The organism is Ilumatobacter sp. (assembly GCF_049588435.1).
Taxonomy (GTDB): domain Bacteria; phylum Actinomycetota; class Acidimicrobiia; order Acidimicrobiales; family Ilumatobacteraceae; genus Ilumatobacter_A.
This window is the reverse complement of sequence record NZ_JBAVYV010000121.1, coordinates 1-10,058: the sequence shown is the minus strand read 5'-3', so window position 1 is coordinate 10,058 and position 10,058 is coordinate 1. Positions and strand designations below refer to the sequence as shown.

At 65.4% G+C, this 10,058-nt stretch carries 9 protein-coding genes; 8 read left to right on the top strand and 1 reads right to left on the bottom strand.

All coding sequences use genetic code 11. The annotated features are described in order from the left end of the window. The first annotated feature begins 29 nt into the window (after positions 1 to 29). From WBV89_RS04440 to WBV89_RS04425, 4 genes are all read left to right on the top strand, one after another. Entirely contained in the window at positions 30 to 2,012 is a 1,983-nt protein-coding gene (locus WBV89_RS04440; protein ID WP_423980132.1) for a thiamine pyrophosphate-dependent enzyme, read from the top strand. Positions 2,013 to 2,058: 46 nt separating this feature from the next. Then, on the top strand, positions 2,059 to 2,805 hold the full coding sequence (locus WBV89_RS04435) for a hypothetical protein (protein ID WP_423980131.1): 747 nt from the start codon (positions 2,059 to 2,061) through the stop codon (positions 2,803 to 2,805). Between the two features lie 569 nt (positions 2,806 to 3,374). After that, positions 3,375 to 4,151 carry an ABC transporter substrate-binding protein gene (locus tag WBV89_RS04430; RefSeq protein ID WP_423980130.1) on the top strand — a complete coding sequence of 259 codons (777 nt, stop codon included), beginning with the start codon at positions 3,375 to 3,377 and terminating at the stop codon, positions 4,149 to 4,151. A gap of 27 nt (positions 4,152 to 4,178) precedes the next feature. Beyond that, positions 4,179 to 6,128: a cation:proton antiporter gene (locus tag WBV89_RS04425; RefSeq protein WP_423980129.1), complete on the top strand. Its 1,950-nt coding sequence runs from the start codon at positions 4,179 to 4,181 to the stop codon at positions 6,126 to 6,128. A gap of 81 nt (positions 6,129 to 6,209) precedes the next feature. Here the strand turns inward: WBV89_RS04425 and WBV89_RS04420 are convergent, their stop codons facing one another. Then, positions 6,210 to 6,869 (bottom strand): trimeric intracellular cation channel family protein, encoded by a 660-nt coding sequence (locus WBV89_RS04420; RefSeq protein WP_423980128.1) that lies wholly within the window; start codon positions 6,867 to 6,869, stop codon positions 6,210 to 6,212. A gap of 548 nt (positions 6,870 to 7,417) precedes the next feature. Between WBV89_RS04420 and WBV89_RS04415 the strand changes: the two genes are divergently transcribed. The 4 genes from WBV89_RS04415 to WBV89_RS04400 all read left to right on the top strand — a co-directional run bounded on the left by WBV89_RS04415 (position 7,418) and on the right by WBV89_RS04400 (position 10,002). Further along, entirely contained in the window at positions 7,418 to 8,017 is a 600-nt protein-coding gene (locus WBV89_RS04415) for a TetR/AcrR family transcriptional regulator (RefSeq protein WP_423980127.1), read from the top strand. A gap of 197 nt (positions 8,018 to 8,214) precedes the next feature. Then, on the top strand, positions 8,215 to 8,412 hold the full coding sequence (locus WBV89_RS04410) for a hypothetical protein (protein ID WP_423980126.1): 198 nt from the start codon (positions 8,215 to 8,217) through the stop codon (positions 8,410 to 8,412). Positions 8,413 to 8,484: 72 nt separating this feature from the next. Next, positions 8,485 to 9,264 carry an IclR family transcriptional regulator gene (locus WBV89_RS04405; RefSeq protein ID WP_423980125.1) on the top strand — a complete coding sequence of 260 codons (780 nt, stop codon included), beginning with the start codon at positions 8,485 to 8,487 and terminating at the stop codon, positions 9,262 to 9,264. Between the two features lie 60 nt (positions 9,265 to 9,324). Then, entirely contained in the window at positions 9,325 to 10,002 is a 678-nt protein-coding gene (locus WBV89_RS04400; RefSeq protein ID WP_423980124.1) for an HAD-IA family hydrolase, read from the top strand. The last annotated feature ends 56 nt before the right edge of the window (positions 10,003 to 10,058 follow it).

The window sequence follows — 10,058 nt, the reverse complement described above, 5'->3', positions numbered from 1 at the left end:
CGACACAACGAAGCGAAACGAGTCTCATCATGAGTGACGACGAGCAGCCATCCACCGAAGCGGTCTCCGTACCCGATGGGCCGCACGAGTGGCACAAGGTGCTCGACGTCGACGATCTGCCCGAGGGGCGTGTCACGACGGTGAGCGTCGGTCGGCGCACCCTTGCGGTCACCCACGTCGACGGAACCTACGGAGCGATGAGCAACCACTGCCCGCATCAGGGCGGTCCGCTCGGGGAGGGTTCGATCGAGAAGGGGTGGTTGCGGTGTCCGTGGCACGGCTACGACTACAGCCCGTGCAACGGCACGCCGCCCGAAGGTTTCGACGACGCACCCGAAGCGTACGCCAGCGAGTTGCGCGACGACGGCGTCTACGTGGCGCTCCCACCGGAAGTCGAGCACGAGCGGACCGTGTCGGACGTGATGGTCGAGACGATGGTCAACTGGGGTGTCGACTCCGTGTTCGGCATGGTCGGCCATTCGAACCTCGGTTTCGCCGACGCGATGCATCGCGCCGAACAGCGCGGCGATCTCCGCTACTTCGGAATCCGTCACGAGGGCGCGGCATCGTTCGCCGCGACCGCCTACGGCAAGCTCACCGGTCGACTCGCCGCGTGTTTCGGCATCGCCGGACCCGGCTCGACCAACCTGCTGACCGGTCTGTACGACGCGAAGGTCGACCGCGCCCCCGTACTCGCGCTGTCCGGGCAGGTGCCGTCGAAGACCAAGGGCCGCGGCGCGTTCCAGGACATGGACCTGGCGAACGCGTTCAAGGACGTGTCACGGTTCGGTGAGGTCGTGTTGTCGGCCGCCGACCACGCCGAACTGATGACGCTCGCCTGCAAGACCGCGATCGTCGATCGGAACGTCGCCCATCTGATCTTCCCCGATGAGGTCCAGGTCGAACGGTCCGATCAGGAAGCGTCCGGGCCCGACGGACGCACCGGATCGCAGGACATCTCCCCACCCGAGCGTGAGCTGCACGAGGCGATCGAGAAGATCCGGGGTTCGGAGCATCCGGTCATCGTGGTCGGCCAAGGCGCGCGCGCCGACGTCGCCACCGTCATCGAACTCGCCGAACTGATCGGCGCGCCGGTGATCACGACGTTCAAGGCGAAGGGTGCGATCTCGGACCACCATCCACTCGGTTGCGGGGTGCTGGGGCGCAGCGGCACACCGGTGGCGAGTTGGTTGATGAACGAGTCCGATCTCGTCGTCGCGTTCGGGGCGTCGTTCTCGAATCACACCGGCATCGCGCCGTACAAACCGATCATCCAGGTCGATCACGATCCGATGGCGATCGGCCGGCATCATCCCGTCGAGATCGGCCTCCAGGGCGCGGTCGCGACGACCGCCCGATTGCTCACCGCAGGCCTCGACGGACAGCGAACGTGCATCGACCAGCGCGCCGTCATCGCCGATCGCTGGAAGATCTGGCGCGACGAGAAGGCCAGCCGCCGCGTCGACGACCACGGCTCGGGAATGAACGCTGCCTCGATCTTCGCCGAACTGTCCGAGCACATCCCCGACGATGCGGTGATCTGTGTCGACGTCGGCAACAACACCTACTCGTTCGGCCGCTACTTCGAGGTCGCCGACCAGGACGTCCTGATGTCCGGCTACCTCGGGTCGATCGGGTTCTCCTTCCCCGCGGCGATGGGTGCGTGGGCAGCGGTCGGCGACTCACGCAAGGTCGTGTCGGTGTCGGGCGACGGAGGCTTCGGCCAGTACGCGATGGAGATCACGACCGCTGTGAAGTACGGCATGGACATCACCCACGTCCTGCTCAACAACAGTGAGCTGGGAAAGATCAGCAAGGAACAGCGCGCCGGTGAGTTCGACGTCTGGCAGACCAGCCTGCACAATCCCGACTTCGCCGCCTTCGCCGAACTCTGCGGCGCCCACGGAGAGCGCGTCACCGCAGTCGACCAACTCCACGACGCCGTCACCACCGCCCTCGCCCACGAGGGCCCGTCGATCGTCGAAGTCATCACCGACCCGCTGCTGATGTGACGTCGCGAGCCCGCATCCGGATCAACCCGAACGAAAGCCTTCTCCCATGACCACACCACTCGTCGAACTCTCATCAACGTTCCCCGCGACCCGCCTCGCGATGCATCGCGTCGCGGCGTACGTCGTCAGCCCGGCCCGCCGACAGGCAATGGGCCGGATGGGCTTGCGTGCAGCCCCCGGCGGCCTCGCGACACCCACATTCTCCGGTCCGAACGGGATGACGACCATCGGCATCCGCGGGGACGACATCGTCGTCGACTCCGACTCCGGACGCGGCACGCAGCCGTTGTCAACGTTGAGCGCCGCCGGCGCGTTCGTCGGTGTCGACCCTGACGTCGGGTGGGCCCGCGAGCTCGACATTCCCGAGCCCGGCGGGCTCGATGACGACCTGGCCATCGATTCGAACGACGCCGCCGCGCTCGCCGTGTGGTTCAGGTTCGGTTGGGGGATCCTCGACGAACTCTCGCTCGACGACGACTCCCCGCACTCGACCGAGCCGACGCTTTGGCCGGAACACTTCGATCCCGCCATCGAGATCGGCGACCCCACCGGCACCACCCGGGCGAGCTACGGATTCTCTCCGGGCGACGTGAACCAGGACGCATCCGCAGGCTCCGAACCGCTCCCGTACATCTACGTCGCACCGTGGTACCCGGACGACAAGCCGACCAGCGAGTACTGGTCGGCGGGCCGAATGGCCGTGCTCCGGTACTCCGACCTGATCACCGATTCCGATCCGACGAGCGCTGCTCGCGCGTTCCTCCTCGAAGGTCGCGCCCTGCTGACGTCGTAGGGAATCCACCCTGCGAGCGTCCACTCCTCACCCTCGAGAACCTCACCCGCGCCATCGCCATCACCATCGTTCGCCTCGTCGGCGCGCGCAACGACGACGAGGGGACCGTCAGTCGAACATCGGATCTGATCTGGCCTGACACGCTGAACCGACGTTCTTCGGCCGGAACGACAGCGGATGATGTGGTGCGGCGGGCGGTGCGAAGCGACACGTGCGACGTCGCCGATCAGCTCTTCGTCCGAGGTGTCCCACGACCTACACTCCGTTCAAGCCTGGATCGACCATCCGTGGCTGATGGCCATCTGAACCGATGACGCATCAATCCTCCGAGCGACGTCGAGGTGCGTGAGCAAAGGTCCAGGATCGAGAACGGGTACGAGGGGAAGATGTCCATGCTGGCGGTTTTGCTGAACGCAGTTCGGGGCGCCCGTCACAGCGTCCAGTGTCGCTCTCGCGGAGGGACAACGGTGAACGCTCGGGAATGCACCCCCGTGGCCGCGCGCGGCGAACCGCGTTCAGCCGGAACTCGGACGCTCGTGGCACGCCTCGCGACGAGCATCGCGTTGATCTTGACCGTTTCGTCGTGCGCTGACACGGCCGACATCGCCGGCCAGGTGTTCCAGCCGGTTCACGAGGGACGGCTCGTCGTTGCGACGAGCTTGCCGGCGCCAGGATTCTGGAACGGGAGCGACCCGTCCAACCTCACCGGAGGCTTCGAGTACGGCATCGCCGAGAAGATGGCGGAGCGCTTCGACCTCGACCTGGAAATTGTGGATCGTCCGTTCGACGAGATCGTCGGTGGCGATCTCACAGGAGTCGACATGGCGTTGGCACAGATCTCGGTGACCGACGCGCGCTCGGAATCTCTTGCATTCTCGACGCCGTACTATCGAAATGGGGTCGGTGTCATCATGAGCAGCGGGGCGGAGATGGCAGATCTCAAGTCGGCCCAGGAAGCCGAATGGGCAGTGCAGAAGGGCACGATCGAGGTCGAAGTTCTGAACGACATGGTCCAGCCTGACAACGATCCGATCATCCGGAACAGCCTCGAGGAAACCGTGGCCGCAGTGGCCGACGGGAAGGTCGATGCGGCTCTGGTCGATCTGTCGACCGCATTGATCGTCACCAACGGCCGCGAGGACTTGACCACGGTTGCACGATTCGTCGTCGACTTGCCCTTCGCGGTCGCGATGCCGCTCGACAGCGACAACGTCGAGGTCGTCAACGCGGCGATCCGTGCGCTCGACAATGACGGCACTCTCGACTCGCTGAGCAAATCGAACCTGATCGATTCGTTCGAAAAGGACCCCGACTCGGTGCCGGTCATCAGGACGTCATTGGGATGAGCGGGCAGGGATAGGGACGAGATGGCCATGGAATTCTTGCACCTCGACAGCCCGAAGGGCACCGCCTGGGAGCTGCTCGTCGTGATGATCGTCATCGTGGCGGCACCGATCATCGTCCAGAAGTTTCGAGTGCCCGGCCTGATCGGTCTGTTGGCGGGCGGCTGTCTCATCGGTCCGCAGGTGCTCGGTGTGGTGAGCGACACCACCGGTGTCGTGCACGAACTCGGAGAAGTCGGGCTCGTGTACCTGATGTTCTTGGCCGGGCTGGAGCTCGACCTCGCCGTCTTCGCCCGCTTCCGCAAACAGGCCATCGGTTTCATGGCCCTGACATTTCTGATTCCGCAGCTGCTCGGCACGGCGGGCGGTTTCCTGGTCGGATACGACGTCGCCGGCTCGGTGCTCCTCGGGTCGTTGTTCGCGTCGTACACACTGGTCGCCTACCCGATCGTTCGGGGCATGGGACTGGCGGCCAACCGGGCCGTTGCGGCGACGGTCGGCGCCACGGTCTTGACCGACACCCTGGCGCTCGTGATCCTCGCCTTCATCTCCGGTTCGGCCGACGGAGACGCGGGCGGCGTGGAACTGATCCTGCAGGTGGTCTTCGGGCTGGCAATTCTCCTGGCCTACTCGTTTCTCGTCCTCCCTCGTCTCGCGACGTGGTTCTTTCGGAGTTTCGGCCGGTCACGGATCCTGAAGTACGGGTTCGTCTTCGGCGCGCTGCTGTCCGCTGCCGTCGTCGCCGAGGTCGTCGGCATCGAAGGAATCGTCGGCGCATTCTTCTGTGGTCTCGCCCTGAATCGGCTGGTGCCCAACGAGGGCGAGTTCATGGAACGCATCGAGTTCTTCGGATCGGCGCTGCTGATCCCGACGTTCCTGGTCTCGATCGGAACGGTCATCGACCCGAAGGTGCTGGTCGACCCGGCGACCCTCGGACTGGCGGCCGTGTTCCTCGTCGCGTGTATCGGCGGAAAGCTGATCGCCGCTCTCCTGTGCCGTCCTCTCTTCGGCTACACCGGCGCAGAGGTCGGGGTGACGTTCGGTCTGTCCGTGGCCCAAGCGGCCGCGACGCTCGCGGCGACGTTCGTCGGTCTGCGCGTCGGTCTGTTCACGACGTCGACCGTCAACGCCGTGATGATCGTCGTCGTGGTCAGTCTCGTGCTCGCCTCGGTCTTCTCGACCCGGTACGGAGTCCGGCTTCCGGTGCCCCCGGTCGATGCATCGCGTATCGGTCGATTCGTCGTGGCGAAGATTGCCGGCGCCGACCACACCGACGCAGTTCTCGACGTCGCCGCATCGATCGCGCAGACCGATGTCGGAGTGGTCCGACCTGTCCACATCCTGACCGACGACGGTGCGTCGGCCTCCGACGACACCCGCGCCACGGTCGAACGGTCGATCACCCGTCTCTCACTCGATGCCGACCTCGAGGTCCGATACGACCTGAATGCAGGTGCCGGGGTACTGCACGCCGCCAGCTCGTTCGCTGCGTCGATCATCGTCGCCCCCGCGACATCGACCACGTCGCTCCCGACGCTGCAACGCGCCGGCGACCGATCGTTCGTCGTCGCGTCGAATGTCCCGGTCGTTCTCGTCCGAGCGGGTGTCGAGCGCTGGGAGCGGGTGGTGCTGACGCTGTCCTCGGCTCATTGTCGACAACCCGATTCGGCATGTCTGCTCTCGGTGACCGTGGCACAACGCCTCCGTTCGAACGGACGCACGCTCGTCGTCGTGAGCGACACCGACCTCCACCCCTCGATGGACGACCTGCTCCACAAGGCCACGAGAGTCGTCGAATCACCGGAGCGCTGGCTCGAGCGCGAGGGGCGCGAGGACGACCTCGTCGTCGTTTCCGGCGGGAGGAACGGGGCGCTGTCGGCGGCCCGAATCACACGGAGCGCAACCCCCACCGGCGCGACGATCGTCTCGGTCGCGGATCGCACCTCGATCCTCGAGACGGCGTCGGTCGACGGCGATTGACCGATCGGCGACGCGGAGGCGATCGGTGACGATGCGCAGCGAGGCGATTCCCTGAGCGGTCCCGAGAACGTGGCGAAGCAGTCAGATCCCGCGGACCGTCGGAAGGTTCCAGTCCTGCCAGACACTCAGGAGCCGCAGCACACAGAACACCGATCCGCCGGCGACCATCGCGAGCCCTCGTGAACGGCCCCATGCGGTGAGCGCCACGAACACGCCGGCACCGACCAGGAGTGAGACCGCGTAGAGCTCGGCGCGGAGCACGAGCGGCACGACGTCGATCATCATGTCGCGGACCACTCCCCCGCCGACCCCGGTCAGCACGCCCATGACCAGTGCGAGCGAGAAGTGCAGCCCGAGGTCGAGCGTCTTCGCAGCCCCCGCGACACAGAAGAGACCGACGCCGGCCGCGTCGAGCGTCACATAACACCACGTCGGTAGATGGTCGACGTACGGATAGCCGACGATGACGACGACCGCGCCGGCGACACTGACCGCCAACAGCGGCCACGATCGCAGCCCGGGCGGTGGCACGTCCCCGAGCAGTACGTCTCGGATCAGACCTCCCCCGAGCGCCGTGATCAATCCGATGACCACGACTCCGAACAGATCGAGTCGTGCCTCGGCGGCGATCCGCGCTCCTTCGACCGACAGGAGTCCGACCGCGGCGATCTCGATTCTCGTGCGGACCCGCTGCGCCTGCGACATCGCAGGACCGGGCACGTGAGGATCGACGTCGGTCATGGTCCGCTTGCAGGAACTCGGGGCGGACATCGATCGGTAATCGGTCGCGACGTACACCGCGCCACACACGCGGCGTCCTCAGCCAGCACGGGCCTGCTCCGCTGGCGAGAGCATGTCCGCGCCGATCCGGTGCGCGGCGCGCTGCTCGTTCGAGCGGGCGAGACCGCACCACGGACAGGTTGCGGGCTCCGTTCCCGGCCTTCGCCGCCGCCATCCGTGTGGCTCGAGAGCCAGGGTTCAGAAAAGCCCGTCCACCACAGCCTCGCCCGGCACGAGCGCCTGCATGATCGACAGACCTCGGCGCCTGCCGTATCGAACGTCTCCATCAGGTCCTCGAGCGCTTCGGCGACGTGCTGCACCTGATCGTCGTCGAACGCAACTCAACGGCCGGCGCACGTGGCGAGATCGAGCGTACGAACCATCACTTCGACTGTACCAGTGGGGTGTCGCGCGGCCAGGTGGGTGGGCCGAAACCACTCACTCTCCGAGCCACCGTGGCCGTTCAATGTCGAGTAGACACTGTCTACGGATGTGTATACACTGTCTACATGATTGGAACGCGGGAGACGCTGATCGCTGCAACGGTGGCCCATCTCGATGCCCGCGGACTCGACGGGCTGACTCTGCGACAAGTAGCGCGTGATGCTGGAGTGTCGCACGGTGCGCCGTTGCGTCACTTCGCAGGTCTGTCGGCGCTGTTGTCAGCAGTCGCCGCTGCGTCGTTCGACACGATGACCGAAACGATCCGTTCGCGCTCCGCGCCGCTCGACGATGATCCGCTCCCTCGGCTGTTCCGAGCCGGGCGCGGATATGTCGAGTACGCGCTCGCGAATCCCGGTGCGTACCAGCTGATGTTCCGTCCCGAACTGCTCGACCGGACCGATCCCGACTATCTCCGAGCCTCCACCGCGGCCTACGACGAGTTGGCGACCCTCACCGCTTCGGCACAGACGACCGGGTGGCGATCTGAGAGCCCGCACGAACTACTCACCGGGGTGCTGTGGGCCGGCGTTCACGGAATCGCGTCGCTCCAGATCCAAGGAGCATTGCCCCCGGCAGCAACCAGCGTCGACACATCGGGTCTGCTCGACGTCTTTCAGATCGACCTCGCCGGCCTCCCCGAAACCACCGACAGGAACACATCATGATGACGATTCCATGGACATCGGCGAACTCCGCCGGCTCAGCCACCCTGGTCCAGGTGTCACGGCTCGAACTCACACGAGGACGCGACGTTCTCGGGTTTCTCGTCGCCGCGATGCGAATCAGACGAGCAACTCTCAGAGCTCCCGGAGCGATCGGTATTTCGTTGCGAGCTGCACCCTTGAGCCGGACGTTCTGGACGTTGTCGGCGTGGACAGACCAAGAAGCAATCACGGCGTTCGTCACGAGCGACGCCCACATCGCCGTGATGAACAAGTACCGGAACCGGATGGCAGGCTCGCACTTCCACACGTGGACGGAGACTCAGCCCACCCACGGCCGCCCAACGTGGGACAACGCCCTCGACCGCTACGAAACCACCGTCGACTCCGCGAGCTGAGAGCCCGACAGCATCACGCCAGGAGCTTTCCGTATAGAGGGACAGAAGAGGAGAGCGAGTACGTTGCGGAGCGTGTCCGGGAACCGACTCTCGTCTGTCGCTACCGCAGTCCGCGTCCTGAAGTCGTTCACCTCGAACCACCCCAACTGGGGGGTCACCGATCTGGCCTCACACCTCGGCGCATCGACCTCGACGGTGCATCGGGTCCTGAGCACCCTCACCGACGAGGGGCTGCTCGAGCAGGACGTGGAGTCCGGGCGCTACCGCCTCGGTCTCGCATTGTTCGATCTCGCAGCAGCCGTACCATCTCAGCGCAACCTCCACGAGGCGGTGCTGCTCCCGATGACCGACCTTCGCAACGCGACCGGCGAGACTGTCCAAGTGGGCGTGTTGGACGGTCGGCAAGTCGTGTACGTCGAACGCCTCGACAGCCCGAACACCCTCCGAATGTTCACGGAACTGGGCCGGCGCAATGATGCACACTGCACAGGTTCAGGAAAGGCGCTGCTCGCATTCCTACCTGAAGCCGCTCTCAAGCGACTGCTCGACGGCTGGGTTCTCAGCCGCAAGACCGAATACACGATCACCACTCACCGAGCACTCACGATCCACCTCAAGGACGTCCGTGAGCGCGGATATGCGGAGAATCGGCACGAATCCGAAGTCGGCGTCGTGTCGATCGCCGCGCCGATTCGGAACGCTTCAGGCGACACGGTTGCTGCGCTCAGTGTCGCCGGCCCCGCCGACCGGATCGATGACCGCCAGGACCAGATCGCCGAAGCCGTCAGAACTCTTGCACTGTCGACCTCACGCCGACTCGGGTTCAGTGGACGACCCGCGAGACCGCTTTAGCCATCCCGTCATGCGGGATACTTCTGCATCCTTCATGGCATGCGGTTCTAGTCTCGGACGATGACCGGAACCCAGCGTGAACGTCGCCACGATGTCCTGCTGCTCGACTTCGGTGGCGTTTGCCTGCTCAACCCAGTCGAGATGCACGACCGTGCCGAATCGACACTCGGTCTACCGCCAGGCACCTTCGACTGGATGGGTCCCGTTGACCCGTCCACCGATCCCCTCTGGCGATCGATGATCGCCGGGGGCGAACTCACCGAACGCGAATACTGGGAGCGCCGCGCCGCCGATGTTGGCACGGCTGCTGGTCGCGAACTCTCGCTACGCGACTACATGATCATGCTGTTCGACCCGCCGATCGCCGGCATGATCCGTCCGGAGGCGACCGATGTCGCGACGAGGGCTCTTGCCGCCGGATACGGGGTGTCGATCCTCACCAACGACATGCGCGCGTTCCACGGCCGCACGTGGGAAGCCGACGTCGACTTCCTGCAGCTCGTCGACCACCTCGTCGACTGCTCCGACACCGACATCTTGAAACCGGACCCGCGTGCCTTTCAGCGGGCCGTCGACATGATTGGAGTCCCAGCGGAGCGTGTGTTGTTCGTGGATGACCAACCACTCAACGTCAAAGGAGCCGAATCGTTCGGTCTTGACGCGGTCTGGTTCGACATCTCCAATGCCGGCGACGCCTGGAATGACGTTGCCGGCCTCCTCGCGCTGCCTCCCAAATGATCGACGACAGCGATGCCCGCGATTTCGCGGCCGAACTCCGCGCCGCAGAGCTCGAC